Below are 26967 nucleotides of genomic sequence, written 5' to 3' on the forward strand. Positions count from 1 at the left end.
GTTCGCGGGCCACACGCCAATGATGGCCCAGTATTTCCGCCTGAAGGCCGGGTTCCCCGAGACCCTGCTCTTCTACCGGATGGGCGACTTCTACGAGCTGTTCTTCGACGACGCCCGCAAGGCGCACCGGCTGCTCGACATCACGCTCACCACCCGCGGCCAGAGCAATGGCGAGCCGGTGGTCATGGCCGGCGTGCCGGTGCATTCGGTCGAGAACTACCTCGCGCGGCTGCTGAAGCTGGGTGAGGCCGTGGCCGTGGCCGAGCAGGTGGGCGACGTGGCGACGGCCAAGGGGCCGGTCGAGCGCAAGGTGGTGCGCGTGGTCACCCCCGGCACCGTCACCGATGCCGAGCTGCTGGACGAACGCAGCGAGACCCTGTTGCTGGCGCTGTCGCGCCACAAGGCCACCTTCGGCCTGGCCTGGCTGGGCCTGGCCAGCGGGCAGCTGGGCCTGGCCGAGTGCGGCGAGCGTGAACTGGCCGGCTGGCTGGCCCGCCTGGCGCCGGCCGAGATCCTGGTCGACCGCGAGGACCTGCCGCCGGCCGTGCGGCAATGCCAAGCCGCGCGCACGATGCGCCCCGCCTGGCAGTTCGACGCCGGCCTGGGCCTGCGCAAGCTGTGCGAACAGCTGCGCGTGGCCACGCTGGCCGGCTTCAATGCCCAGGAGATGGGCGCCGGCCACGCCGCCGCCGCCGCGCTGCTGTCCTATGCCGAGCACACCCAGGGCCGGGCGCTGGCCCATGTGCAGACGCTGACGGTGGAGCGCAGCTCCGACCTGATCGAGCTGCCCCCCGCCACGCTGCGCAACCTGGAACTGACCGAGACGCTGCGCGGCGAACGCGCGCCGACACTGCTGTCGCTGCTCGACACCTGCCGCACCGGCATGGGCAGCCGCGCGCTGCGCCACTGGCTGACCCACCCGCAGCGCGATCGCAGCACCGCCAGCGCGCGGCTGGCGGCGATCGGCACGCTGCAGGAGGCCGGCTTCGAGGCCCTGCGCGAAGCCCTGCGCCAGGTCAGCGATGTCGAGCGCATCACCGCGCGCATCGCGCTGCGCCAGGTGCGCCCGCGCGAGCTCTCCGGCCTGCGCCACACGCTGGCCTCGCTGCCGGCGCTGCGCGCGGTCGTGCCTTTCGGCACCGCGCTGCTCGACCAGAGCCTGGCCGACCTGTCGCCCGAGCCCGCCATCGCCGAGTTGCTGCTGCGCGCCGTGGCCGAGGAGCCGGCCGTGCTGCTGCGCGACGGCGGCGTGATCGCCACCGGCTTCGATGCCGAGCTGGATGAACTGCGTGCCATCGGCCAGAACTGCGACGCCTTCCTGCTGGACCTGGAGACCCGTGAGCGCGCGCGCACCGGCATTGCCAACCTGCGGGTGCAGTTCAACAAGGTGCACGGCTTCTACATCGAGGTCACCAGTTCCGGCCTGGACCGCGTGCCCGCCGACTACCAGCGCCGCCAGACCCTGAAGAACGCCGAGCGCTTCATCACGCCCGAACTGAAGACCTTCGAGGACAAGGCGCTGTCGGCCCAGGACCGGGCGCTGGCGCGCGAGAAGTTCCTCTTTGAGCAGTTGCTCGACCAGCTGCAGGCCCACCTGCGCCCGCTGAGCGCCCTGGCCCACGCGCTGGCCACCTTGGACGCGCTGGCCGCGCTGGCCGAACGCGCCGCCACGCTGGGCTGGTGCACGCCCGAGTTCGTGCGCCACCCGGCGATCGAGATCGAGGCCGGTCGCCACCCGGTGGTCGAAGCTCGGCTGGCCGAGACCGGCGGTGGCGAGTTCATCGCCAACGACTGCCGCCTGGACGCCCGCACCCGCATGCTGATCGTCACCGGCCCCAACATGGGCGGCAAGAGCACCTTTATGCGCCAGGTGGCGCTGATCGCGCTGCTGGCCGCCATGGGCTCCTGCGTGCCCGCGCGGCGCTGCCGACTGGGACCAATGGACGCCATCCACACCCGCATCGGCGCCGCCGATGACCTGGCCAACGCCCAGTCCACCTTCATGCTGGAGATGACCGAGGCGGCGCAGATCATCCACGGCGCCACCGAGCAGTCGCTGGTGCTGATGGACGAGATCGGCCGCGGCACCTCCACCTTTGACGGCCTGGCGCTGGCCTCGGCGATCGCCAGCCACCTGCACGACCGCAACAAGGCCTTCACGCTGTTCGCCACCCACTATTTCGAGCTGACCGAGTTCCCGCGCCGCCATGAGCGGGCGCAGAACTGGCATGTCAGCGCGGCCGAGAGCGGCGAGGACATCGTCTTCCTGCACGCCATCGAGCCCGGCCCCGCCAGCCGCAGCTACGGCGTGCAGGTGGCCCGCCTGGCCGGCATGCCACCGGCACTCGTGCGCCAGGCGCGCACCACACTCGAGGCGCTGGAGGCGCAGTCGCGCAGCGGCGAGTCGCAGGTCGACCTGTTCGCTGCCCCACCCGCCGCACAGCCTGTCACCTGTTCAGAGGTCGAGGAGGCCCTGGCCGCCATCGATCCGGATACCCTCACCCCCCGGGAGGCGCTGGATGCGCTGTACCGGCTGAAGAAACTCCAATCCCAGTGAAGCCATGACCTACTGCGTCGGCATCCGGCTCAACGCCGGCCTCGTCTTCCTCAGCGACTCGCGCACCAACGCGGGCCTGGACGCGATCAGCACTTTCCGCAAGATGATCGTTTACGAGAAGCCGGGCGAGCGCTTCATGACCCTGCTGTCGGCCGGCAACCTCAGCATCAGCCAGTCGGTGCGCGAGATCCTGCAGGTCGAGCGCCTGCCCAATGGCGACGATGAGCCGATCACCATCTGGAACGCCACCAGCATGTTCGACGCCGCCCGCGTGCTGGGCAGCGCGGTGCGCCGGGTCTACGAGCAGGATGGCCCGGCGCTGAAGGCCGCCGGCATCGACTTCAACTGCTCGATGATCTTCGGCGGCCAGATCAAGGGCGAGGCCATGCGCCTGTTCCTGGTTTATTCGGCCGGCAACTTCATCGAGGCCACGCGCGAGACCTGCTTCTTCCAGGTGGGTGAAAGCAAGTACGGCAAGCCCATCCTCGACCGCGTGCTCACGCCCACCACGCCGCTGGACGAGGCCGCCAAGTGCGCCTTGGTGTCAATGGACTCCACCCTCAAATCCAACCTGTCGGTGGGCCTGCCGCTGGACCTGCTGGTCTACGAAGAGGGGCAGTTGAAGAGCGACCGCATCGTCTGCATCGACAACGAGAACCCCTACTTCCGCATGATCCACGAGACCTGGGGCCAGCGCCTGCGCGAGGTCTTCGAGGGCATCGACGACCCGCAGTGGGACGGCGGCGCCGCCAACCACCCGCTGATGACCGACACCGGTCGCTACGAGCCCATGCGCAAGATCGCCCGACCCGAGGACAAGATCGTCTGAGCGGGCCGGCGTGATGGACCTCCCCGCCGCCCTGGCCCTGCTGGTCGATGACGAGCTGCGGGCCCGGAGCGCGCTGGAAGCCCTGTTCACGCAGGCCACCCGCAGCGGCAACACCGCGCTGGCCGACGAGGCCTGCGTCGGCATCCTGCTGGGCATCGGCCTGAACTATGTCGACTTTCGCGGCCGCCAGCGCTGGTGCCGTCACCTGCGTGAGCGGCTGGACACCACCGCTGGGGCGCCCTTGCTGGCCCAGGCCGCCGCGGGCGAGCCCCCGGCCATGCGCCGCTGTGGCGCCGCCCTGGTGCTGCCCTACATCGACGACGACCCCGCACTGCTGCCGACAGCCTGGCTGAACCAGGTCGCCCAGGCGCTGCTGCGCGGCCTGCACGCCAGCGACACCCTGCTGCCCTCGCAGCGTCTGGTGCTGGCCAAGGTGCTGCTCGATCACTTCTCGATGCAGCTCGACACCACGGCCGTCAGCCGGGTGCAGGCGGTGCAGCAAGAGCGGCTGAAGCTGGATCCCTTGTCACCCGCCGAGCAGGCCCAGTGGTGGCTGCTGGTACTGGGACACGCCGAGTATTTCGGCGAGCTGGCCGCGGCGCAACAGGCCCGCCAGCGGTTGGAGACGCTGATCCGCACGCACGGCCTGGAGACCTACCGCGTGGCCGAGCTGTGCAGCGAGATGTCGCTGGCCCTGCACGGCGGCCAGCTGGAGCGGGCCGCCCGCATCGACCGCGAGCTCGATGCCCTGATGCCCGAGTTGCGTGCCGGCTTCCTGGTGCAGGGCCTGCGCGCCCAGGCCAGCTACCGCGCCTTCCGCGGCGAGAACGCAGTGGCCCTGGCCCTGACCGATCGCCTGCTGGCCCTGTGCGGCGACCTGGAGGTGCCCGAGCGCGACCAGGGCGCCTACCACGGCCTGCGCGCCAACATCCTGGCCGCCCTGGGCCGCTTTGACCAGGCGCTGGCCGAGCTGGCCGGCCTGCGCGCCAGCCAGACCGGCAGCCAGGCCGAGATCCTTGAGACCATGATCGCCTTCGTCGAGGTGCTGGCCCGCCTGGACACCCAGCCCGACGTGGCCCTGGACCGCCTGGGCAGCGCACTGGCCGACGCCGCCCGGCTGGGCTACACCCGTTTCCTGATGACCGCGCCGCAGCTCAGCGCGCGCCTGTGCCAACTGGCACTGGACGCCGGCATCGAGCCCGAGTTCGTGCAGGCGACGATCCGCGACCGCCACCTGACCGCCCCCGATCCCACCCGCAGCGACTGGCCGCGGCCGGTGGCGGTGCAGGTGCTGGGGCCGCTGGTGCTCAGCCGGCAGGGCACGCCCGTGGCCTCGGGCGGCAAGTCGCAGCGCAAGCCGCTGGAGCTGCTGGCGCTGCTGGCCGCGCATGGCGGCGGCCCGCTGGGCACCGACCAGGTGATCGATGCGCTGTGGCCGTCGCTGGAGGCCGATGCCCCCAAGGCCTCGCTGGAGATGGCGATCTCGCGCCTGCGCAAGCTGCTGGAATGTCCCGAGGCTGTGCTGGTCAGTCAGGGCACGGTGGCGCTGGACCCGGCGCTGGTGTGGTGCGACGCGGCGGCTTTTGAGCAGCTCTCGGCCCGCCTGCGCGAGCGCCTGGCGGCCGGCCACGCGCCGTTGGACGCACTGGCCCACGACGCCCGGCGTCTGTTCGGTCTGTACCGGGGCCGCCTGCTGGGCACCGACACCCTCACCGGCCCGATGCGCCTGGCGCGCGAGCGCCTGTCACTGACCTATCTGCAGTCGATCGAAGCCTGGGGCCAGGCACTGGAGGCGCGCGGCGACTGGGCCGGCGCACTGGCGCTGTACCGCCAGGCGGTGGGGGTCGACTCGCTGGCCGAGCCCTTGCACCGGGCGCTGATGCGCGCGCTGCTGGTGCATGGCGAGCGCGCCGAGGCGCTGCGCGCCTACCGGCGCTGCTGCGACGCACTGGCCAGCGCGTTGGGCGTGGGCCCCGGCCAGGAGACCCAGGCACTGGGCCGGGCCGCGGGCGCCCCTGAGCTTCCCGCCTGACGAAGTCCCTGCCCCCCCTGGATCCAAGGGTTCAAGCGCAGCAACCGTTGGTCATCCGTTGGTGCGGGTCGGCCACCGTTGGGCGACAGTGGGTTCACCCGCCGACCACCGGACCTAGACTGTGCGCCCTCCGCCTCGCCCGCCGCCCATGGCAACATCGGGCGCCCCATCTGCCCAGGAATCCGCTTGGACCCGCGCCCCGCTGCGCCTTCGCGCACCATCGTCTTCGCCCACGCCAACGGCTTTCCGGCCGGGACCTACCGGGTGCTGTTCGAGCGCTGGCGCGCCGCCGGCTACACCGTCCACGCGCCCGAGCGTTTCGGCCACGACCCGCGCTACCCGGTGGGCCCGCGCTGGAGCGGCCTGCGCGATGAACTGCTCGACTTCATCGCCGGCGCCAGCCAGGCGCCGGTGTTGCTGGTCGGTCACTCGCTCGGCGGTCTGCTCAGCATGCTGGCCGCCAGCCACCGCCCCGCGCTGTGTGCCGGCGTGGTGCTGCTGGACTCGCCGCTCATCACCGGCTGGCGGGCGCAAGTGCTGCATGTCATCAAGCGCGCCGGGCTGGTGCAGCGCCTGGGCCCGGGACAGGTCTCGAACCGCCGCCGCCAGGCCTGGCCGGACCGCGACGCGGCGCTGGCCCACTTCCAGTCCAAGCCGGCCTTTGCCCGCTGGGACCCGCGCGTGCTGCGCGACTACGTCGACACCGGCATGGCCGGTACCGCCAGCGGCGAGGTCCGCTTGCATTTCGAGCGCGAGGTCGAGACCCGCATCTACAACAGCCTGCCGCATCACCTGGGCCCGCTGCTGCGCCGCCATCCGCTGCGCTGTCCAGTGGGTTTCATCGCCGGCACGCAGTCGGCCGAGATGCGTCAGGGCGGCGATGCCGCATCACGCCGCCTCGCCGGCCCGCGTTTCGTGCGCCTCGAGGGCACCCACCTGTTTCCGATGGAGCGCCCCGAGGCCACCGCCGACCTGGTCCTGAGGCTGTTCCGCGATTTCGAGCAGCCTGGCGCCCTGAGCGCCCCACCCCTTCCCCACTGCCCACCCTGAGGCCCCTGCCGTGTGAAGACGCCGGGGCCGCGCGTCAAAGGACATGCCATGCCCCGTCTTCTCCACATCGGCGCCACTGTCGTGCTGTCCCTGGGCCTGCAGGCCGCCTATGCCACGCCCTCACTGCAGCAGTCGGGCAACTTCGCCTACAGCTGCTCCGGCCGCGGCAACGGCCATGCCTACAACGGCATCCACCTGCAAGACGGCTTTGTCGCTGGCCAGTACAAGTGCAAGGAGTCCAGCGTGGCGCCGGCGCTGACCAGCAAGGCGGCGAGCCACTACAACGGCATCAGCGGCGGCAGCTCGAGGGGCAAGGCCAAATCCCTGGCCGGCAAGGGCGCCGTGCTGGCCATCAGCAGCACGGTGTCCGACGAGGCCGACCGCAGCCTGACCGGTTTCGCCGATCGTTGGACCATCTCGGTGTCCGGTGTCGACACGCGTGCGGCCCTGCTCCTGACCGTGCGGCTGAAGGTGCAGGGTGAGCTGGAAGCCCATGGCTGGTCCGGGTCCTCCAGGCTGAGCGCCGGCGTCTTCGCCGATGGTGCCTATGTGGGCGGCGGCAGCTGGGGCATCCGCTCCGAGATCGGCAACCTGGACGTGTTCCTGCCAGTGAACGACACGGCCAGCGTGAGCCTGTTGGTGATGAACGACGCCCCGTTCTGGCTGGCCGCCACGCTCACCGCCAGCGCCGGGGCGGCGGCGATGGGCGCGCCGGGCTCCGCCCGGACCAGCACGCCGGCCAGCGGGCTGCTGTGGGACGGCGTGGTCGAGCTGCGCGACTATTGGACCGGACAGGTCTACACGGACTGGACGCTGACGTCCGACTCCGGCATCGACTGGCGCCAGCCCTGTCCCTGCACCGTGCCCTGAGCCCTCCCCCGTTGGAGGGAGACGGTTGCCGTCGGTCGGTATAATCAGGCTTTACCACCACGGCATTCGTCTCCGGCCGCTGCTCAGCGGGTCGCCGGATGCCCCATGACATGACCAAGTTCGTCTTCGTCACCGGCGGTGTGGTGTCCTCGCTGGGCAAGGGCATCGCGTCGGCTTCGCTGGCTGCGATCCTCGAATCGCGCGGCCTCAAGGTCACCCTCATCAAGCTGGATCCGTACCTCAACGTTGATCCGGGCACCATGTCGCCGATGCAGCATGGCGAGGTCTTCGTCACCGACGACGGCGCCGAGACCGACCTCGACCTGGGCCACTACGAGCGCTTCATCACGACGCGCATGCGCAAGGCCAACAACTTCACCAGCGGCCAGATCTACAAGAGCGTGCTCGAGAAAGAGCGCCGCGGCGACTATCTCGGCAAGACGGTGCAGGTCATCCCGCATGTCACCAACGAGATTCAGGAGTACGTCAAGCGCGGCGCCGGCTTCGGCACGCCGGATGCGGTGGATGTGGCGATCTGCGAGATCGGCGGCACGGTGGGCGACATCGAATCACTGCCCTTCCTGGAAGCCGTGCGTCAGCTGAGCCTGAAGATGGGCGCCGGCAACACCGCCTTCGTGCACCTGACCTACGTGCCCTACATCAAGGCCGCGGGTGAACTGAAGACCAAGCCCACCCAGCACACCGTTCAGAAGCTGCGCGAGATCGGTATCCAGCCCGACGCGCTGCTGTGCCGCGCCGATGTGGAAGTGCCGGCCGAGGAGCGCGAGAAGATCTCGCTGTTCACCAATGTGCCGCCGCATGGCGTGATCTCGGTCTGGGACGCCGACACCATCTACAAGGTGCCGCGCATGCTGCACGAGCAGGGCCTGGACGAGCTGATCTGCATGAAGCTGCAGCTGCTGACCCGCCCGGCCGACCTGAAGACCTGGGACCGCCTGGTCAGCGAGGTCGAGCAGCCCCGCGGCGAGGTCACCATCGCCATGTGCGGCAAGTACACCGACCTGTCGGACTCCTACAAGTCGCTCAACGAGGCACTGCGCCACGCCGGCCTGCAGCACCATGTGAAGGTGACGATCGAGTACGTCGACTCGGAAACCCTCACCGACGACAACGCCGCCGCTGAGTTGGGCAAGTACGACGCCGTGCTGGTGCCCGGCGGCTTCGGCAAGCGCGGCGTGGAGGGCAAGATCTCGGCCGCCCGCGCTGCCCGCGAGCACAAGCTGCCCTATCTGGGCATCTGCCTGGGCATGCAGGTCGCCACCATCGAGTACGCCCGCCACATGGCCGGCCTGGCCGGCGCCAACTCCACCGAGTTCGACCCCGACGCGCCGCACAAGGTGATCGCCCTGATCGACGAGTGGCAGGACGCCGACGGCTCGATCCAGAAGCGCGATGCCCACTCCGACCTGGGCGGCACGATGCGCCTGGGTGCGCAAAGCTCCGACGTCAAGCCCGGCACGCTGGCCCACGAGATCTACGGCCCGGTCGTCACCGAGCGCCACCGCCACCGCTACGAGGCCAACGAGCATTACCTGGATGCGCTGCAGAAGGCCGGCCTGGTGATCTCGGCCATCACCCAGCGCGAGAAGCTCACCGAGATGGTCGAGCTGCCGCGCGAGGTGCACCCCTGGTTCGTCGGCGTGCAGTTCCACCCCGAGTTCAAGTCCACGCCCTGGGGCAGCCACCCGCTGTTCAAGAGCTACATCAAGGCCGCGCTGGACCACCAGGCGGCCCGCGCGAAGAAGGGCTGAGCCATGCAGCTGTGCGGATTCGAGGTCGGCCTCACGCGGCCCTTCTTCCTGATCGCCGGCACCTGCTCGATCGAAGGGCTGCAGCTGTCGCTGGACGTGGCCGGCCAGCTCAAGGAAGCCTGCACGGCGCTGGGCATCCCGCTGATCTACAAGGGCTCGTTCGACAAGGCCAACCGATCGTCCGGCACCACCGCGCGCGGCCTGGGCCTGGACAAGGGCCTGCAGATCCTTGATGAGGTGCGCCGCCAGACCGGTCTGCCGGTGCTGACCGATGTGCACGATGAGTCGCAGGTGGCCGAGGTGGCCAGCGTGGTCGATGTTCTGCAGACGCCGGCCTTCCTGTGCCGCCAGACCGATTTCATCCGCGCCGTGGCCAAGTCCGGCAAGCCGGTGAACATCAAGAAGGGGCAGTTCCTGGCGCCCTGGGACATGGTGAACGTCATCGACAAGGCCCGCGCCGCCGCGCGCGAAGCCGGCCTCAGCGAAGACCGCTTTCTGGCCTGCGAACGCGGTGTGAGCTTTGGCTACAACAACCTGGTCGCCGACATGACCAGCCTGGCCGCGATGCGCCAGTCCGGCGCGCCAGTGGTCTTTGACGTCACCCACTCGGTGCAAAAGCCCGGCGGGCTGGGCGGCTCCAGCGGCGGCGCCCGCGAGATGGTGCCGGTGCTGGCCCGCGCCGGCGTGGCCGCCGGTGTGGCCGGTCTGTTCATGGAAACCCACCCCGAGCCCGCCAAGGCCTGGAGCGACGGCCCGAACGCCGTGCCGCTCAAGCACATGCGCGCACTGCTGGCGCAGTTGGTGGCACTGGACCGCGTGGTCAAGAGCCAGCCGCTGCTGGAAACGGATTTCAGCGCCTGATCACCATGCCTGCCGCCTACGTCATCGCCGACGTCACCGTCACCGACGAACAGAAGATGGCCGAGTACCGCCAATGGAGCAGCCGCGCCATGGCCGAGCATGGCGCCGAGATCGTCGTGCGTGGCGGTGCCCCCGCGGTGATGGAGGGCGACTGGGCCCCCACCCGCATCGTGGTGCTGAAGTTTGCCGCCGGCCGCGCCGCAGCGCAGGCCTTCTATGACAGCCAGACCTACACGCAGGCCCGCCAGGTGCGAGAAGGCGCCGGCGTGATGCGCATGATCGTCGTCGACGGTCCCGAGTGAGCCTGCCCACCGAATGATCTGCGCAGGTAACCGCCAGCCGGCATGCTGCGCACCGCCCCCACCGAATTCTTAGCCTAATGGAGTGTTGAAACATGAGTGCCATCGTTGACATCGTCGGCCGCGAGATCCTGGACAGCCGCGGCAACCCCACCGTCGAGTGCGACGTGCTGCTGGAAAGCGGCACGCTGGGCCGCGCCGCCGTGCCCTCGGGCGCGTCCACCGGCTCGCGCGAGGCCATCGAGCTGCGCGACGGCGACAAGAGCCGCTACCTGGGCAAGGGCGTGCTCAAGGCCGTCAACCACATCAACACCGAGATCAGTGAGGCCGTGCTGGGCCTGGACGCCACCGAACAGTCCTTCCTGGACAAGACCCTGATCGACCTGGACGGCACCGAGAACAAGAGCCGCCTGGGCGCCAACGCGATGCTGGCGGTCTCGATGGCCGTGGCCCGCGCCGCCGCTGAAGAAAGCGGCCTGCCGCTGTACCGCTACTTCGGCGGCATGGGCGCGGTGCAGCTGCCGGTGCCGATGATGAACGTCATCAACGGCGGTGCCCACGCCAACAACAGCCTGGACCTGCAGGAGTTCATGATCATCCCGGTGGGTGCGCCGAGCTTCCGCGAGTCGCTGCGCTACGGCGCCGAGGTCTTCCATGCGCTCAAGAAGATCATCGACGCCAAGGGCATGAGCACCACCGTGGGTGACGAGGGCGGCTTCGCCCCCAGCCTGCCCAGCCACGAGGCCGCGATCCAGCTGATCCTGGAGGCCATCGACAAGGCCGGCTTCACCGCCGGCACCCAGATCGCCATCGGCCTGGACTGCGCCGCCAGCGAGTTCTACAAGGACGGCAAGTACCACCTGGACGGCGAAGGTCTGCAGCTGACCGCGCCCGAGTGGACCGACATCCTGGCCACCTGGTGCGACAAGTACCCGATCGTCTCGATCGAGGACGGCATGCACGAAGGCGACTGGGACGGCTGGAAGCACCTGACCGAGCGCCTGGGCAAGAAGGTCCAGCTGGTCGGCGACGACCTGTTCGTCACCAACACCAAGATCCTGAAGCAGGGCATCGACCAGGGCATCGCCAACTCGATCCTCATCAAGATCAACCAGATCGGCACGCTCAGCGAAACCTTCGCCGCGATCGAGATGGCCAAACGCGCCGGCTACACCGCCGTGGTGTCGCACCGCTCGGGCGAGACCGAGGATTCCACCATCGCCGACATCGCGGTGGGCCTGAACGCCGGCCAGATCAAGACCGGCTCGCTGTCGCGCTCGGACCGCATGGCCAAGTACAACCAGTTGCTGCGCATCGAGGAAGACCTGGGTGATGTCGCGGTCTACCCGGGCCGTGCGGCGTTCTACAACCTGAAGTAAGCGGCACAATCCCTGCCCATGCGACTCGTCCCCTTCGTCCTGGCCGCGCTGCTGGTGCTGGTGCAGGCGGAGCTGTGGTTCGGCAAGGGCGGCGTGCCGCATGTGATGGCGCTGCAGTCCGAGCTGAGCGCCCAGCTCGCGGCCAACGACGTGCTGCGCGGGCGCAACGAGCGCACCCAGGCCGAGGTCGCCGACCTCAAGGAGGGCCTGGAGATGGTCGAGGAAAAGGCCCGGCGCGAGCTGGGCATGGTGCGCCCCGACGAGACCCTGGTGGTCGTCTCCGGCGCGCGCCGCTGACCCTGCGCCCCCGTGGACCTGCTGCAGGCCGCTGCGCCGCTGCTCGCGCCGGTGTTCACGCTGGTCGGCACACCGGTCAGCCGCGCCGAGCTGCTGGGCACGCTGCTGGCGCTGGCCATGGTGGTGTTGAACATGCGGGTACACCCGGCGGCCTGGCCGCTGGCGATTGCCAGCTCGCTGCTCTATGCCTTGCTGTTTGCCAGCTCGAAGCTGTACGGTGAGGCGGCGCTGCAGCTGTTCTTCGTGGGGATGGCCGCCTGGGGCTGGTGGTGCTGGCTGCGCGGCACCGGTCAGGATGGCACGCCACTGCGCGTGCACCGGCTCAGCGCCGCCCAGCGCTGGCGCATCGCCGCGGCCACCCTGCTGGCCTGGCCGGCACTGGCCGGCCTGCTGATCAGCGCCACCGACAGCACCACACCGTGGCTGGACGCCCTGCCCACCGTGGGCAGCATCGCCGGCACGCTGCTGCTGGGCCGCAAGGCGCTGGAGAACTGGCCGGTGTGGGTGGCGGTGAACCTCATCAGCGTGGTGCTGTTCGCCAGCAAGGCGCTGTGGTTGACCACGGCGCTGTACGGCCTGTTTGCGCTGATGGCCATGGCCGGCTGGCGCGCCTGGCTGCAGCTGGAGCGCCGCGATGCGCTGGCCTGAACCGCCGCACGGCGCGCTGCTGCTGGCCATCGTCGGCGCCGAAAGCACCGGCAAAAGCACGCTGGCCGCCGCTCTGGCACAGCGCCTGGTGGACGACACCGGCCTGGCCTGCACTGCTGTGCCCGAGGTGCTGCGCGCATGGTGCGACCGCCAGGGCCGCACGCCGCGCCAGCACGAGCAGGACGGCATCGCCGCCGAGCAGGCGCGCCACCTGGCCGAGGCCTGCGCCACCCATGCGGTGGTGGTGGCCGACACCACGCCGCTGATGACCGCGGTCTACCACCACCAGGTGTTTGGCGACGACAGCCTGGACGCCCCCGCCCAGGCCTGGCAGAAGCACTGCGCGCTGACGCTGCTGACCGCGCTGGACCTGCCCTGGCAGGCCGACGGGCTGCAGCGGGATGGCCCGCAGGTGCGCGCGCCGGTGGATGCGCGCCTGCGTCGCCTGCTGGTCGGCGCCGGCCTGCCGTTCTCGGTCGTGCGCGGAAGCGGCCGGGACCGGCTGGAATCGGCCGTGGACGCGGTGGCCCCGCTGCTGCGCGCCCGGCGCACCCCGGGCCGTGGCCTCTTCAGCCGACTGGACGAGCGTGACAGCGGCCCGGCGGGCCGGCCGTGGCGCTGCGACCATTGCGACGACCCGGGCTGCGAACACGCGCTGCGCCAGTTGGCGCAACGTTGATCAGTGGCGGGTCGCGCCCTCGTCGCCCGGGTGCGCCCCGGGCGTGAACAGCTCGCCCACATCCACCGCATCGAAGCGGTAGTGGCGGCCGCAGAAGTCGCAGCCCACCTCGATCTCGCCGCGCTCGGCAAGGATGCTGTCGGCCTCGTCGCGGCCCAGCGAGCTGAGCATGCCGCGCACCCGCTCGGCCGAGCAGCTGCAGGCAAAGCGCGGTGCCCGCGGCTCAAAGCGACGCACCGTCTCTTCCCAGAACAGCCGGCGCAGGATGGTGTCGGCGTCCAGCGTCAGCAGTTCATCGCGCGTGAGCGTGGCGCTGAGGTGGGCGATGCGGTTGAAGGCCTCGGACAGCCCGATCTCGTCCTCGTTGCCCCATGACTGCCCCCACGCCGGCTGCGCCGGCTGCCCCCCGCGGGGGCTCGGTCCGGCTTGGGACGGCCCGGCGCCGTACCGGCCCCCCAGGTTGCCCTCGCCCTCCACCGGCAAGCGCTGGATCAGCAGCCCGGCGGCGATCTCGTCGTTGGCAGCCAGCACCAGGCGGGTGTCGAGTTGCTCGGACTGCAGCATGTAGTGCTCCAGCACCTGCGAGAGCTGCTGCAGCGGCTCGCGCTGGTCACCATGCAGCGGCACCACGCCTTGGTAGGGTTGCTGCCCGGGCAGGCGGTCCTTGGGGTCCAGCGTGATCGCGCAGCGACCCTTCCCATGCACGTTCAGCAGGGCCTCCAGCTGGGCGCCCGCCGGCACCTCGCCCACCACCTTGGCGGTGGCCCGAAAACCCAGCTCGCTGTTGGCCTCGGCCACCGCCAGCTTGACCGGGCCGTCGCCCAGCACCTGCAGGATCAGCGCGCCGTTGAACTTGATGTTGGCCTGCATCAGCGTGGCGGCAGCGGCCATTTCGCCCAACAACTGGCGCACCTCAGGCGGGAAGGCGCCGGCTTCCTCGCGGCGGGTCAGCACCTCGCGCCAGCTGTCGGTCAGTCGCACCAGCATGCCGCGCACCGGCAGGCCTTCGAAGATGAATGTGTGGAGTTCGCTCATGGAAAAAGCCGCCGGCTGCGACAAGGGGCAGCGGCGGCCGGATGCTCAGGTGGGGCGCCCGGGGCGGTTTTCCAGGGGCGCGATGGGGATAATTCTACGGATGGACGTCCGCGCCGAAGCACTGAGGGTCTTGCAACTGACCGATCCCGAGGCCAAGTGTGTCGCGGTCACCGCCCTTTTCCAGGCGGTGCAGCAAGGTGCGGCCGCCGACCCGCAGGCGACGATGAGCGCCGATGACGCCGCCCTGCCCGGCCGTCCGCAGCGGCCACGGCTGGTGGCAGCCACCCAGGTGGCGCAGCGCTCGGTCCACACCGTGGCGGGCCGTGCGGCGCTGCTGCACGCGATCTGCCACATCGAGTTCAACGCCATCAACCTGGCGCTGGACGCGGTGTGGCGCTTCGCCGGCATGCCGCCCGACTTCTACCGCGACTGGCTGCAGGTGGCCGCCGAAGAGGCGCTGCACTTCCGGCTGCTGCGCGACCACCTGGCCACGCTGGGCCACGCCTACGGCGACTTCGACGCCCACGACGGCCTGTGGCGCATGACCGCGGCCACCGCCAGCGACATCGTCGCCCGCATGGCCTTGGTGCCGCGCACCCTGGAGGCGCGCGGCCTGGACGCCACGCCCCCGATCCAGGCGCGCCTGGCCAAGGCCGGCGACCATGCCGCCGTGGCCATCCTGGACATCATCCTGCGCGACGAGGTGGGCCATGTCGCCATCGGCAACCACTGGTACCTGTGGCTGTGCCAGCAGCGCGGTCTGGACGCGCTGGCGCTGTACCCCGAGTTGGCGCAGCGCTACCAGGCCCCGCGCCTGCGCGCACCGCTGAACCTGGAAGCCCGCCGCCGCGCCGGCTTCAGCGACGCCGAGTTGGTGCGCCTGGAGGCCGACAGCAAGGCATGAGGCTTGCAAGCCTTCCGCGGGACAAACCGCATGCCATTCGGTGGCAGGCGCCGTAAACTGACCGTTTCACCACTACGCCGAACCCACGGCAAACGAGGAACTCATGGCCCAACACGACACCCGTCGCTTCCTGAAGGCCGCCGGCACCCTGCTGGCCACCCTGGTGCTGGCCGCCTGCGGCAAGCAGGAGGCGCCGCCGGCTCCGGCCGCATCGGCCGCCGCCCCCGCGTCCGCCGCCGCCCCGGCGCCCAAGGTGTACGTGGTGGGCACCGATGCCGCCTACGCCCCCTTCGAGTTCCAGAACGAGAAGGGCGAGATCGTCGGCTTCTCGGTCGACCTGCTGACCGCCGTGGCCGAGAAGGGCGGCTTCCAGGTCAAGTTCCAGAACACCCCCTGGGAAGGCATCTTCAACGCGCTGGGCCAGGGCGACCGCGACCTGCTGATCTCGTCGATCACCATCACCGACGAGCGCAAGCAGAGCATGGACTTCTCCGACCCCTACTTCGACGCGATCCAGCTGATCGCCGTGAAGGAAAGCTCCAAGGTCGCCAAGTTCGATGACCTGAAGAAGGCCAAGGTCGGCGTGCAGACCGGCACCACCGGTGACGAGGTCGTGACCAAGCTGCAAGGCAAGACCGCCAGCACCACCAAGCGCTTCGAGTCCACCCCGCTGGCCCTGAAGGAGCTGGAGGCCGGTGGCGTCGACGCCGTGGTCGCCGACAACGGCGTGGTCATCCACTATGTGGCCAACAACCCGGGTGCCAAGTTCAAGACCGTGGCCGACACCAAGTCCTTCGCGCCGGAGCAATACGGCATCGCCGTCAAGAAGGGCAACGCCGAACTGCTGGCCATGGTCAACAAGGGCCTGGCCGCGGTGAAGGCCGACGGCACCTACGCCGCGATCTACAAGAAGACCTTCGGCACCGAGCCGCCGGCAGCCGCCCCGGCCGCCCCGGCCTCCGCCGCGTCGAACTGATCGTCGCGGGGAGACGCCGTCCATGGACTTGCGCTGGGACATCCTGAGCGGCTACTGGCCGCTGTTCATGGACGGCCTGATCACCACGGTCAAGATCACCGTGGTGGCCATCGCCGCAGGCCTGGTGCTGGGCGCGCTGTTCGGGCTGGTCAGCAGCTCGCGCGATGCGCCTCGCCCCAAGTCGATGGCGCTGGATTGGGGTCTGCGGGCGCTGCGCGGCGTCACGCTGGCCTACGTCACCTTTTTCCGCGGCACACCGCTGTTCGTGCAGATCCTGCTGGTGCACTTCGCGGTGATGCCGGCCCTGGTGCACCCTGACAGCGGTCTGCTGTTGGCGGGCGACACCGCCCGCGAGTTCCGCCAGGAGTACGGCGCCTTCTTCTCGGGCGCCGTGGCCCTGTCGCTGAACGCCGGCGCCTACATCTCCGAGATCTTCCGCGCCGGCATTGAAAGCATCCACCGCGGCCAGACCCAGGCCGCCTGGAGCCTGGGCCTGACCCACAGTCAGGCGATGCGCTTCGTGATCCTGCCGCAGGCCTTCCGCCGCATGGTGCCGGCCCTGGTCAACGAGGGCGTCACCCTCATCAAGGACTCGTCGCTGGTGTCGGCGATCGGCCTGGCCGAGCTGGCCCTGGCCGCGCGCACGGTGGCGGGCGCCTATTCGCGCTACTGGGAGCCCTACCTGGCCATCTCGGCGATGTACCTGGTCCTGACGCTGATCCTGTCAACGCTGGCCACGCGCCTGGAGGCGCCGGACCATTTGCGCGGCCGCTGAGCTGGGCTCGCCTCAGGGGCTGTCGAAGAAATAGCGCTTCAGCCCGGCCAGCACCATCTCGGTGGCGATGGCCGTCAGCACCAGACCCATCAGCTTTTCCAGCGCCGAGACCATCGGCGTGCCGATCAGCTTGCGGATGCGCTCGGCCGACATCAGCACCACCGTGCTGACCACCATGGCCAGCGTCAGCGCGCCCACCCAGGACCACAGCTTCTCCGGCTGGCGCGAGGCCAGCAGCAGCACCGTGGCCATGGCCGACGGGCCGGCCAGCAGGGGCACGGCCAGCGGAAAGATCATGGGCTCACGGGCGCCGTCGGTGGCGTAGATCTCCCCCCCCGACGCGAAGATCATGCGCATGGCAATGATCAGCAGGATCACACCGCCCGCCACTTCCAGCGATCGCTCGGACAGGTGCATGATGCTCAGGAAGCCCTGCCCCGACACCATGAAGGCCAGCAGCACCGCGAACGCGATGCCCGCCTCACGCAGCGCCACCAGGCGCCGTCGCTCAGGCGCCACGCCCCGCATCACGGCAATGAAGATCGGCAGGCTGCCAAAAGGGTCGAGCACAAGCAGCAGCAGCACCAGGGCCGAGGCAAAGGTATGGTCCATGGCGTGATTGTGCCCAGCCGGCCGACCGCCTGGATTGCCTTGATCAGTTGCGCCGACGCCACGGTCTGAGTGCGCCAGCGGGGCCTTGGGGGGGTGGTGACGCACCGGGCCCGGGTCCGCCCCTTAAAATCTTGACACGACGCCTTCAGAGCGCCTGCGCCGCCCGGCGAGACCCGCACCGGCGTGGTTTTCAACTCTCTTCCGTACAAGGTACTTATGAAGAAGACTCTCATCCTGACCGCCCTGGCCGCCGCCACCGTGGCGCCCGCCTTCGCTCAGAGCTCGGTCACCGTCTATGGCCGCCTGAACGTCACCGTCGAAAGCCGCAAGACCGGCAACACCACCGACAAGGGCGTTTACGACAACTCCTCGCGCATCGGCTTCAAGGGCGTCGAGGACCTGGGTGGCGGCCTGAAGGCTGGTTTCCTGATCGAGCACGGCTTCAACGCCGCCAGCGGTCAAGCCGCTGGCACCTTCTGGGGCCGCGAAAGCAATGTGTGGCTGTCGGGCAGCTTCGGCAAGCTGCGCCTGGGCAACATGGGCCCGAACATGGCCTACTTCACCCTGGCTGACTACATCAGCAACCACAACCACGACACCGGCATCTCGTCGGACGCCTTCTACCTGTACCCGGGTCGTGGCAGCAACATGGTGGCCTACACCTCGCCCTCGCTGGGTGGCTTGACCATCGACGCCCAAGTCGCCGAAAAGCGCGTGGGCGACCTGGGCCGCACCGTGGTGCTGACCGGCAACTACGAAGGTGGCCCGCTGCACCTGGGCGCTTCCTACGAAAAGGACGGCGATCACCGTGAACTGGGCGTCCGTGGCGCCTATGACATCGGCGCCGCCACCCTGGGCGCGTACTACATCCGCAACAGCGACATCGGCGGCGTGGCCGGTGCCGATCGCACCTCGTGGCGCCTGTCGGGCATGTACACCATGGGTGCCACCGAGCTGCACCTGAACTACGGCAAGGCCGGCGAAATCGGCGGCGTGGCCAACACCGACGCCACCCAGGTCACCCTGGGCGTGAACTACAACCTGAGCAAGCGCACCAAGGTGTACGGCTTCTACACCAAGGTCAACAACGAGGCCGCCGCCGCCTACTACTCGACTGGCGCCGGTGCCGACGTCAGCTCGCTGGCTCTGGGCGTTCGCCACAACTTCTGATCCTGCGGCGCCCCGCAAAGGGGTGCTCCAGCGCATCACGAGGCCACCTTCGGGTGGCCTTTTTCATGGCTGCGCCACAACGGCAATCAGGCGCGCGGGTGGTGCCGCGCATGCAGCTGCTGGAGCCGCTCGCGTGCCACATGCGTGTAGATCGTTGTCGTCGAGATGTCGGCATGCCCCAGCAGCAGCTGCACCACGCGCAGATCGGCGCCGTGGTTGAGCAGGTGGGTCGCAAAGGCATGGCGCAGGGTGTGCGGCGACAGTGGCGCGCGGATGCCCGCCCGCAACGCGTACTGCTTGACCAGTCGCCAGAACATCTGGCGCGTCATCGGCCCGCCGCGCACGGTGACAAACAGCGCCGATGAGGCGCGCGCGCCCAGCAGCGCACCGCGGGCCTCGGCCAGGTAGCGCTCGATCCACACCTGGGCCTGCTCACCAAAGGGCACCAGGCGCTCCTTGTTGCCCTTGCCGGTCACCCGCAGCACGCCTTCGGCCAGGCCGACATGCAGGCTCTGCAAGCCCACCAGCTCGCTCACGCGCAGTCCGCTGGCATACATCAACTCCAGCATGCAGCGGTCGCGCTGGCCCAGCGGGGTGTCGGTGTCGGGGGCGTTCAGCAGGGCCTCGACCTGCGCCTCGCTGAGGGTGTGCGGCACACGCATCGGCTGGCGCGCAGCATCCAGCCGCAGTGTCGGATCGGCATCCAGCAGGCGCTCGCGCAGCGCCCAGCGGTAGAAGCGGCGGAAGGCCGACAGCCGCCGATTGGCCGTGGTGGCGCGCGTGCCAGCGTGCCGAGCCGCGGTGTAGGCACGCAGATCAGATTCGGATGCCGTGAGCAGGCTGGTCTGGCGCTGTCCGACCAGCCAGTCGGACAGCGCCACCAGGTCGCGACGGTAGGCAGCCAGGGTGTTGGCCGACAGCCCGTCCTCCAGCCACAGCGCGTCGCTGAAGCGGCGAACCACGGCGGCGTCGCCGCCCGAGGTGCTCACTCCAGCGTGAGCTTCTGGCGCGCCACCACCTGCTTGTAGACGTCAAACTCGGCGCGGATCTGCTCGCGGAACTGGTCCGGCGTGTTCAGCACCAGCAGCGAGCCGGTGTCCTCGATGCGCTTCTTCACCTCAGGCAACTCGGCTGTGCGCTTGACCGCGTCATGGACCTTGTCCACCACCTCCTTGGGCAGGCCCTTGGGGCCGTAGACGCCGTAGTAGGCCATGCGGTTCACCGGCTCCAGGCCGACTTCCTTGAAGGTAGGCACATTCGGCAGCACCGTCAGGCGCTGCGGCGCAGCCACGACGATCGGCACCAGCCGGCCGTCCTTGATGAAGGGCAGCGCCGACGGCAGGTTGTCGAAGATGATCGGCACCTGACCAGCCACGGTGTCGTTCAGCGCCGGACCGGCGCCCCGGTAGGGGATGTGCGTGATGAACACGCCCGCCAGGCTCTTGTAGAGCTCCATCTGCAGGTGGCCGATGCCGCCGGTGCCCGAGGACGCGAAGCTGTACTTGCCGGGGTTCTTGCGCACCACCTCGAGGAAGGTCTTGTAGTCCTTGGCCGGGAACGACGGGTGCACCGCGATCACATTGGGCGTGGCGGCGATGTTGATGATCGGCGTGAAGTCGGTCAGCGGGTTGTACGGGATCTTGGCGTTGATCGCGGGGTTGGCCGCGGTGGTCGACACCGTGGCCATGCCCAGCGCGTAGCCGTCAGGTGTGGCCTTGGATGTCTCGTTGGCGCCGACCGAGCCGCCGCCGCCCGCCTTGTTCTCGACCACCAGCGTCTGCCCCAGCGCCGGCGAGATCTTCTCGGCCACCACGCGGGCAATGATGTCGGTGGTGCCACCGGGGGCGAACGGCACCACCAGCTTCACCGGCTTGGACGGGTAGGACTGGGCCCACAGCGATGGGCTCCACAGCGGCAGGCCGAACAGCGCGGCCAGGACGACGAGACGGGGGCGTGAACGCATCGGGAGGTCTCCGCAAGAAGGGGCAATGACTGATTGTGACCGCGCCAGGCAGCGCCGGGCCATGATGAAGCGCATCCGGCCCTGGCCGGGCTGTGGAAACTGCGTACGGCGGGCGCTGGCACACTCGGGGAATGTCCCAGGTCCTGCTGCTGCTGCCCGATTTCCTGCTGATTGTTGCGGGCTACCTCGTCTGCCGCCACACCGCCCTGGACCGGCCGGTGTGGGACGGCGTGGAGCGCCTGGTCTATTGGCTGCTGTTTCCGGTGCTGCTGTTCGTGGCCATCCTGCGTCAGCCGCTGCAGGCCGGCGAGATGCTGAGCTTTGCCGGCTGCGGCCTGGCGGTGGTCGGCCTGGGCATCGCGCTGGCCTATGCGCTGGGTCACCTGCAGGGGGTGGACGCCTTGACCCACGCCTCGGGCGCCCAGACCGCGTTCCGCTTCAATTCCTATGTCGGCCTGGCGATGGCCGAGCGCCTGGGCGGCGTGCAGGCCGTGGCCTGGATCGCGCTGCTGATCGCGCTGTGCGTGCCGGTGTGCAACGTGGCCGCGGTGTGGCCGCTGGCGCGGCGCTCGGGCCAGCACTTCGGTCGCGAACTGGCGCGCAATCCGCTGATCGTCGCCACCGTGGCCGGGCTGCTGTGCAACCTCGCTGGACTGCGCCTGCCCGAGCCGCTGAACATCACCCTGACGCGGGTGGGCAGCGCGGCGCTGCCGCTGGGCTTGATGGCCGTGGGTGCCGGCTTGCAGATGGGGGCGCTGCGCGACGCACCGCGGCTGGCGGCAGCCTTCCTGGGCATCCGCCATCTGCTGCTGCCCCTGTGGGCCATCACGCTGGTGATCACAGCCGGTCTGCCGTCCGCACAGCAAAGCGTGGTGGTGGCCTTCGCCGCCCTGCCCACCGCTTCCAGCGCTTACGTGCTGGCCACGCGCATGGGCGGCCATGGCGGTTTCGTGGCCGGTCTGGTCAGCCTGTCCACGCTGATCGCGATGCTGGGTCTGCCGCTGGCGCTGGCCGCGCTGGGCTGGGCCCAGGCCGCCTGATCAACCGCAGTCCAGCGCCCAGGCGATGTGCTCGCCCACCTGCGGCTCGGCCGTCTCCAGAGCCTGGGCCAGCGCTGCGCGCAGTGCCAAGGCCTCGTCTGCGGGCAGGCCGGCGGCCAGCGCATTGCCGCTGACCACCGCCAGGTTGCGCCGCCAGCGCGCCCAGCCGATGCGGCGGATCGGGCTGCCCTCGGTGTGGCGCAGAAAGGCTGCTTCGTCCCAGGCCCACAGCGGCAGCAGTCCCGGCGCCGACCAGGGCGCGCGGGCGTCGAAATCGGGCAGCATGGCTCGCTGGGCGTACTTGTTCCAGGGGCAGGCCAGCTGACAGTCGTCGCAGCCATAGAGCCGGTTGCCGATCAGCGGCCGCAGCGCCGGGTCGATCGGCCCGGCATGCTCGATCGTCAGGTAGGAGATGCAACGCCGCGCATCCAGCCGGTACGGCGCCACGATCGCGCCAGTCGGACAGGACGACAGGCAGGCCGTGCAGTCCCCGCAGTGGGCGCTGTCGGACGCGGTCAGCGGCAGCGGCAAGTCCACAAAGAGCTCCCCCAGGAAGGCCATCGAGCCGCCCTGGCGCGACAGCGCCAGCGTGTGCTTGCCGCGCCAGCCCAGGCCACTGCGGCTGGCCAGTTCCACCTCCAGCACCGGCGCCGAGTCGGTGAAGACGCGGTGGCCGAAGGGGCCCACCAGCGCCTCGATGCGCGTGGCCAGCTGTTGCAGGCGCTGGCGCAGCACCTTGTGGTAGTCCCGACCGCGGGCATAGAGCGACACCACCACCTCGCCGGGCTGGTCCAGCCGGGCCTGCTCGTCCTGGCACCAGGTGGGGGGTGTGGCGCGCGGCAGGTAGTCCATGCGGGCGGTGATCACCCGCAGCGTGCCCGGCACCAGCTCGGCCGGCCGGGCGCGCAGCAGGCCATGGCGGGCCATGTAGCCCATCTCGCCGTGGCAGCCAGCCGACAACCAGGCCAGCAGACCCGGCTCGGCGGTGCGCAAATCCACATCGGCGACGCCGATCTGGGAAAATCCGAGCTCAGCGGCCCACGCCGGCAATGCCTGCGCCACCTGCTGCGCAAGTGCCTGGGCCCGTGGCTCCACCTGCCCCTGTCGCTGACGCCCGTCTTGATCCATCCGCCGATTCTAGAAAGCCGCACCTTCTCCTGGCCCGACGAAGCGGCCTGTGAACGCTTCGCCGCCGCGCTGGCCGCCGAGCCCGCGCTGCGCCGCGCCGGCATCGAACTCGACGGGCCGCTGGGCGCCGGCAAGACCACCTTCGTGCGGCACCTGCTGCGCGCGCTGGGCGTCAGCGGCCGCATCAAGAGCCCCACCTACACCGTGGTCGAGCCCTACCAGGTCAACGGCCTGGCCGTCTCCCACTTTGACTTTTACCGCTTCAACGACCCCCGCGAGTGGGAGGATGCCGGCTTTCGCGAGCTGTTCGCCGCGCCTGGCCTGAGGCTCAGCGAATGGGCCGACAAGGCCCGCGCCGTGCTGCCGCCCCCCGACCTGCGCCTGGCCATCGAGCCCCAGGACGACGACAGCCGCCGTGTCACCGCCCTGGCCGGCAGTGCGCTTGGGCAGGCCCTGCTGGCGGCCGGAGCACGCGCATGAAGCGCCGCCAGGCCCTGCAGACCCTGGGCACGGTGGTGCTGGCGCTGGGCCCGGCCGAGCTGGCTTTCGGGGCCAGCATTGTCGCGGTGCGGGTGTGGCCGGCCAGCGACTACACCCGACTCACCATCGAGTCCGACAAGGCCCTGCAGGCCGCGCACTTTCTCACCGAGGGCCCGCAGCGCCTGGTGGTGGACATCGAAAACCTCGAGCTCAGCCCGGCGCTGCGCGAGCTGGTGGGCAAGGTGCGCCCGGACGACCCCTTCATTGCCGGGGTGCGCGTGGGCCAGAACCAGCCGCGCGTGGTGCGCCTGGTGATCGACCTGAAGCAGGCCGTCAAGCCGCAGCAGTTCGCACTGCCGCCGGTGGCGGCCTACCAGCATCGCCTGGTGTTCGACCTCTATCCGACCGAAGCGGTCGACCCGCTGGCGGCCATGATCCTGGAGCGCGACCAGGCCGAGCGCGCCGCCGGCCAGGCCATTCAGGATGCACTGGGCGAGTTCATCGGACAGCTCGAGCGCCCGCTGCCCAGCGGTCCGGTGCTGGCCCAGGCGCCCGCCGCCAGCGCGCCAGCCCGGCCGCGCCAGACCACGCCTGCGCCCGAGGTCAGCGCCGCTCAGCGCGAGCGCATCAACCGCCTGACCGTGATCGCCATCGATCCCGGCCATGGCGGTGAAGATCCCGGCGCGATCGGCCCCAGCGGGCTGAAGGAAAAGGACGTGGTGTTGCAGATTGCGCTGCAGCTGCGCGACCGCATCAATGCCCATCCCACCATGCGGGCCATGCTGACCCGCGACGACGACTTCTTCGTGCCGCTGCATGAGCGCGTGAACAAGGCGCGCCGGGTGCAGGCGGACCTGTTCGTCTCGATCCACGCCGACGCCTTCTTCACGCCCGAGGCGCGCGGCGCCAGCGTCTTCGCGCTCAGCCACGGCGGTGCCACCAGTGCCGCCGCGCGCTGGATGGCCAACAAGGAGAACGCGGCCGACGTGGTGGGCGGCGTCAACATCGCTGCCAAGGATGCCCAGGTGCTGCGCACCCTGCTCGACATGAGCACCGCCGCCCAGATCAAGGACAGCCTGAAGGTGGGTCAGGAGGTGTTGTCGCGCATCGGCGGCGTCGGCCGCCTGCACAAGCGCCAGGTTGAGCAGGCCGGCTTTGCGGTGCTCAAGGCACCCGACATCCCGTCCATCCTGGTCGAGACCGCCTTCATCTCCAACCCGCAGGAAGAATCCCGCCTGCGCGACCCCGACTACCAGGCCCGCCTGGTCGAGGCGCTGTACAGCGGCATCCGCCGTTACTTCGCCCGCAATCCGGCGCTGTCACGCCAACGCAGCACCTGAGTGACACGCCCTCAGGGCAGTGTCACCAGACGACTGCAGGGCGACTGGCACACAGTGCGTCATATCTGTGTCCCCCTCCGCAGGGACAGGGCGGATGCTGCAATGCAGCACGACCGAAACACCGACATCGCGCCCCAACCAGCCTGCGGACTTTCCCTGATCAACAGCCGGGTTCGCCGGGACGATGAGAACGGCCGGCAGGGAAGTTTTCCCTCTGTAGCGCCTCTGCAGCCAGACACCAACCCGCAGGCACGGAGCCTGCACCGGCTGTCCAGGCTTCAGGGGACAGGCACGCTAGTTGCGGAAAGCCACCTGCTATCCGTAGCGGTTGCGTCGGTTCCGGGTGGGGCCGACGTCCATCTGTCTAGCCACCCCACGAGCGAGGAGACACACATGCGATTCCACGGGATGAAGACCCGGCAGCTCAGCCAACGCATCGGATTGGCGTTGCTGGCCTTGCCGGCGCTCGCCATGGCCAATGCCGACGTCGAGAAAAACACGGCCAACCCCAAGAACTGGGCCATGCAAGCTGGTGACATGTACAACCAGCGCTACAGCAAGCTCAACCAGATCAACAAGGGCAACGTCGGCAAGATGCAGGTCGCCTGGACCTTCTCGACCGGCGTGCTGCGCGGCCACGAAGGCTCGCCGCTGGTCATCGACGGCACGATGTACCTGCATTCGCCCTTCCCCAACAAGGTCTTCGCGATCGACCTCGACACGCAGAAGATCAAGTGGAAGTACGAGCCCAAGCAGGATCCGGCCGTGATCCCGCAGATGTGCTGCGACACCGTCAACCGCGGTCTGGCCTATGCCGAAGGCAAGGTCTTCCTGCAGCAGGCCGACTCGATGCTGGTGGCGCTGGACGCCAAGACCGGCAAGAAGGTCTGGGACGTCAAGAACGGCGACCCGAAGCTGGGCGCGGTCAACACCAACGCGCCGCACGTCTTCAAGGACAAGGTCATCACCGGCATCTCGGGTGGTGAGTGGGGCGTGCGCGGCTACCTGGCCGCCTACGACATCAACACCGGCAAGCAGGTCTGGAAGGGCTACTCCACCGGCCCCGACGCCGAGATGCTGATCGACCCGAACAAGACCACCACCTGGATGGACGGCGCCGTCAAGCCGGTCGGCCCGAACTCCTCGCTGAAGACCTGGCAGGGCGATCAGTGGAAGATCGGCGGCGGCACCACCTGGGGCTGGTACAGCTACGACAAGGGCCTGAACGCCGTGTTCTACGGCACCGGCAACCCGTCGACCTGGAACCCGTCGCAGCGTCCTGGCGACAACAAGTGGTCGATGTCCATCTGGTCGCGTGACGTTGATACCGGCAAGGTCAACTGGGTCTACCAGATGACCCCGTTCGACGAGTGGGACTTCGACGGCATCAACGAGATGATCCTGGCTGACATCCCTGTGAAGGGCAAGCAGACCAAGGCGCTGGTGCACTTCGACCGCAACGGCTTCGCCTACACCCTGGACCGCACCAACGGCGCCCTGCTGGTCGCCGAGAAGTACGACCCGAAGGTGAACTGGGCCACGCACGTCGACATGAAGACCGGTCGTCCGCAGGTGGTGAAGCAGTACTCCACCGCCCAGAACGGTCCTGACGTCAACACCAAGGGCATCTGCCCGGCGGCTCTGGGCTCCAAGGACCAGCAGCCGGCGGCCTTCGACCCCGAGACCGGCCTGTTCTACGTGCCGACCAACCACGTCTGCATGGACTACGAGCCGTTCAAGGTCGAGTACACCGCGGGTCAGCCGTACGTCGGTGCCACCCTGTCGATGTTCCCGGCCCCGGGCAGCCATGGCGGCATGGGCAACTACATCACCTGGGACGCTGGCAACGGCAAGATCGTGCAGTCCAAGCCCGAGAAGTTCTCGGTCTGGTCCGGCGCGCTCAATACCGCAGGTGGTATCAGCTGCTACGGCACCCTCGAGGGTTACCTGAAGTGCGTGGACAAGAAGGACATCAACAAGGAGCTCTTCAAGTTCAAGACGCCGTCGGGCATCATCGGCAACGTGTTCTCCTATGAGCACAAGGGCAAGCAGTACATCGGCGTGTTCTCGGGCATTGGTGGCTGGGCCGGCATCGGCATGGCCGCGGGCCTCGAGAAGGACCAGGATGGCCTGGGCGCCGTCGGTGGCTACCGTGAACTGAGCCAGTACACCGAACTCGGTGGCTCGCTGACCGTCTTCACGCTGCCCAACTGAGTGGAGACAGACCCCCGGGTAAGCCCCAGGGTCTGAGCAACCGGGGCCGGCGTTGAC

25 protein-coding genes are annotated in these 26967 nt (G+C 69.3%); 20 read left to right on the forward strand and 5 right to left on the reverse strand.

Annotated features, from left to right (window positions below; genetic code table 11):
* The first annotated feature begins 19 nt into the window (after positions 1-19).
* From mutS to KAK06_RS16940, 12 genes are all read left to right on the forward strand, one after another.
* Positions 20-2557 (forward strand): DNA mismatch repair protein MutS, encoded by a 2538-nt coding sequence (gene mutS, locus KAK06_RS16885; protein WP_210803376.1) that lies wholly within the window; start codon positions 20-22, stop codon positions 2555-2557.
* A 4-nt stretch (positions 2558-2561) separates the two neighbouring features.
* Positions 2562-3386, forward strand: a complete 825-nt coding sequence (locus KAK06_RS16890) for a proteasome-type protease (protein ID WP_210803311.1) — start codon at positions 2562-2564, stop codon at positions 3384-3386.
* 13 nt (positions 3387-3399) lie between these two features.
* Positions 3400-5418, forward strand: coding sequence for an AfsR/SARP family transcriptional regulator (locus tag KAK06_RS16895; protein WP_210803312.1), 2019 nt, complete (start codon positions 3400-3402; stop codon positions 5416-5418).
* Positions 5419-5604: 186 nt separating this feature from the next.
* Positions 5605-6468 carry an alpha/beta fold hydrolase gene (locus tag KAK06_RS16900; protein WP_210803313.1) on the forward strand — a complete coding sequence of 288 codons (864 nt, stop codon included), beginning with the start codon at positions 5605-5607 and terminating at the stop codon, positions 6466-6468.
* Between the two features lie 48 nt (positions 6469-6516).
* On the forward strand, positions 6517-7338 hold the full coding sequence (locus KAK06_RS16905) for a hypothetical protein (protein ID WP_210803314.1): 822 nt from the start codon (positions 6517-6519) through the stop codon (positions 7336-7338).
* 110 nt (positions 7339-7448) lie between these two features.
* Complete coding sequence (gene pyrG / locus KAK06_RS16910; protein ID WP_210803315.1) at positions 7449-9110, forward strand: CTP synthase; 1662 nt, start codon at positions 7449-7451, stop codon at positions 9108-9110.
* Positions 9111-9113: 3 nt separating this feature from the next.
* The gene (gene kdsA, locus KAK06_RS16915) at positions 9114-9971 is read left to right on the forward strand and encodes a 3-deoxy-8-phosphooctulonate synthase (RefSeq protein ID WP_210803316.1); all 858 of its coding nucleotides are present in this window, start codon (positions 9114-9116) and stop codon (positions 9969-9971) included.
* A gap of 5 nt (positions 9972-9976) precedes the next feature.
* Positions 9977-10273 (forward strand): DUF1330 domain-containing protein, encoded by a 297-nt coding sequence (locus KAK06_RS16920; protein ID WP_210803317.1) that lies wholly within the window; start codon positions 9977-9979, stop codon positions 10271-10273.
* A 92-nt stretch (positions 10274-10365) separates the two neighbouring features.
* Positions 10366-11649: a phosphopyruvate hydratase gene (eno, locus tag KAK06_RS16925; RefSeq protein WP_210803318.1), complete on the forward strand. Its 1284-nt coding sequence runs from the start codon at positions 10366-10368 to the stop codon at positions 11647-11649.
* 18 nt (positions 11650-11667) lie between these two features.
* The gene (locus KAK06_RS16930; protein WP_210803319.1) at positions 11668-11946 is read left to right on the forward strand and encodes a septum formation initiator family protein; all 279 of its coding nucleotides are present in this window, start codon (positions 11668-11670) and stop codon (positions 11944-11946) included.
* Between the two features lie 12 nt (positions 11947-11958).
* Positions 11959-12594 carry a nicotinamide riboside transporter PnuC gene (gene pnuC, locus KAK06_RS16935; RefSeq protein WP_310741110.1) on the forward strand — a complete coding sequence of 212 codons (636 nt, stop codon included), beginning with the start codon at positions 11959-11961 and terminating at the stop codon, positions 12592-12594.
* Positions 12581-13273 carry an AAA family ATPase gene (locus tag KAK06_RS16940; protein WP_210803320.1) on the forward strand — a complete coding sequence of 231 codons (693 nt, stop codon included), beginning with the start codon at positions 12581-12583 and terminating at the stop codon, positions 13271-13273. The genes pnuC and KAK06_RS16940 overlap by 14 nt, the downstream gene beginning before the upstream one ends.
* Here KAK06_RS16940 and hslO read toward each other — a convergent pair whose 3' ends face one another.
* On the reverse strand, positions 13274-14308 hold the full coding sequence (gene hslO / locus KAK06_RS16945; protein ID WP_210803321.1) for an Hsp33 family molecular chaperone HslO: 1035 nt from the start codon (positions 14306-14308) through the stop codon (positions 13274-13276).
* Positions 14309-14408: 100 nt separating this feature from the next.
* On the opposite strand from hslO, the gene KAK06_RS16950 reads away from it, so the two are divergent.
* From KAK06_RS16950 to KAK06_RS16960, 3 genes are all read left to right on the forward strand, one after another.
* On the forward strand, positions 14409-15212 hold the full coding sequence (locus KAK06_RS16950; RefSeq protein WP_210803322.1) for a ferritin-like domain-containing protein: 804 nt from the start codon (positions 14409-14411) through the stop codon (positions 15210-15212).
* Between the two features lie 103 nt (positions 15213-15315).
* On the forward strand, positions 15316-16188 hold the full coding sequence (locus KAK06_RS16955) for a basic amino acid ABC transporter substrate-binding protein (protein ID WP_210803323.1): 873 nt from the start codon (positions 15316-15318) through the stop codon (positions 16186-16188).
* 22 nt (positions 16189-16210) lie between these two features.
* Positions 16211-16963 carry an amino acid ABC transporter permease gene (locus KAK06_RS16960; protein WP_210803324.1) on the forward strand — a complete coding sequence of 251 codons (753 nt, stop codon included), beginning with the start codon at positions 16211-16213 and terminating at the stop codon, positions 16961-16963.
* A gap of 12 nt (positions 16964-16975) precedes the next feature.
* Here the strand turns inward: KAK06_RS16960 and KAK06_RS16965 are convergent, their stop codons facing one another.
* Complete coding sequence (locus KAK06_RS16965) at positions 16976-17575, reverse strand: MarC family protein (protein ID WP_210803325.1); 600 nt, start codon at positions 17573-17575, stop codon at positions 16976-16978.
* A gap of 216 nt (positions 17576-17791) precedes the next feature.
* On the opposite strand from KAK06_RS16965, the gene KAK06_RS16970 reads away from it, so the two are divergent.
* On the forward strand, positions 17792-18745 hold the full coding sequence (locus KAK06_RS16970; protein WP_210803326.1) for a porin: 954 nt from the start codon (positions 17792-17794) through the stop codon (positions 18743-18745).
* A gap of 86 nt (positions 18746-18831) precedes the next feature.
* On the opposite strand, the gene xerD is transcribed toward KAK06_RS16970, so the two are convergent.
* Both xerD and KAK06_RS16980 read right to left on the reverse strand, forming a co-directional pair.
* A complete protein-coding gene (xerD, locus tag KAK06_RS16975) occupies positions 18832-19734 on the reverse strand; it encodes a site-specific tyrosine recombinase XerD (protein ID WP_210803327.1) in 903 nt (300 codons plus the stop codon).
* Entirely contained in the window at positions 19731-20708 is a 978-nt protein-coding gene (locus KAK06_RS16980) for a tripartite tricarboxylate transporter substrate binding protein BugE (protein WP_210803328.1), read from the reverse strand. The genes xerD and KAK06_RS16980 overlap by 4 nt, the downstream gene beginning before the upstream one ends.
* A gap of 131 nt (positions 20709-20839) precedes the next feature.
* On the opposite strand from KAK06_RS16980, the gene KAK06_RS16985 reads away from it, so the two are divergent.
* Complete coding sequence (locus tag KAK06_RS16985) at positions 20840-21748, forward strand: AEC family transporter (RefSeq protein ID WP_210803329.1); 909 nt, start codon at positions 20840-20842, stop codon at positions 21746-21748.
* On the opposite strand, the gene queG is transcribed toward KAK06_RS16985, so the two are convergent.
* Positions 21749-22747, reverse strand: a complete 999-nt coding sequence (queG, locus tag KAK06_RS16990; protein ID WP_310741111.1) for a tRNA epoxyqueuosine(34) reductase QueG — start codon at positions 22745-22747, stop codon at positions 21749-21751. It lies immediately after the preceding gene.
* A 123-nt stretch (positions 22748-22870) separates the two neighbouring features.
* Here queG and tsaE point away from each other — a divergent pair, with 123 nt between their 5' ends.
* The 3 genes from tsaE (at position 22871) to xoxF (ending at position 26910) form a co-directional block, all read left to right on the forward strand.
* The gene (gene tsaE / locus KAK06_RS16995; protein ID WP_310741114.1) at positions 22871-23356 is read left to right on the forward strand and encodes a tRNA (adenosine(37)-N6)-threonylcarbamoyltransferase complex ATPase subunit type 1 TsaE; all 486 of its coding nucleotides are present in this window, start codon (positions 22871-22873) and stop codon (positions 23354-23356) included.
* On the forward strand, positions 23353-24696 hold the full coding sequence (locus KAK06_RS17000) for an N-acetylmuramoyl-L-alanine amidase (protein WP_210803331.1): 1344 nt from the start codon (positions 23353-23355) through the stop codon (positions 24694-24696). The genes tsaE and KAK06_RS17000 overlap by 4 nt, the downstream gene beginning before the upstream one ends.
* A gap of 471 nt (positions 24697-25167) precedes the next feature.
* Positions 25168-26910: a PQQ-dependent ethylene glycol dehydrogenase XoxF gene (xoxF, locus tag KAK06_RS17005; protein ID WP_375140899.1), complete on the forward strand. Its 1743-nt coding sequence runs from the start codon at positions 25168-25170 to the stop codon at positions 26908-26910.
* Positions 26911-26967: the final 57 nt, after the last annotated feature.

The organism is Ideonella aquatica (assembly GCF_018069755.1).
Taxonomy (GTDB): Bacteria; Pseudomonadota; Gammaproteobacteria; order Burkholderiales; family Burkholderiaceae_C; genus Ideonella; species Ideonella aquatica.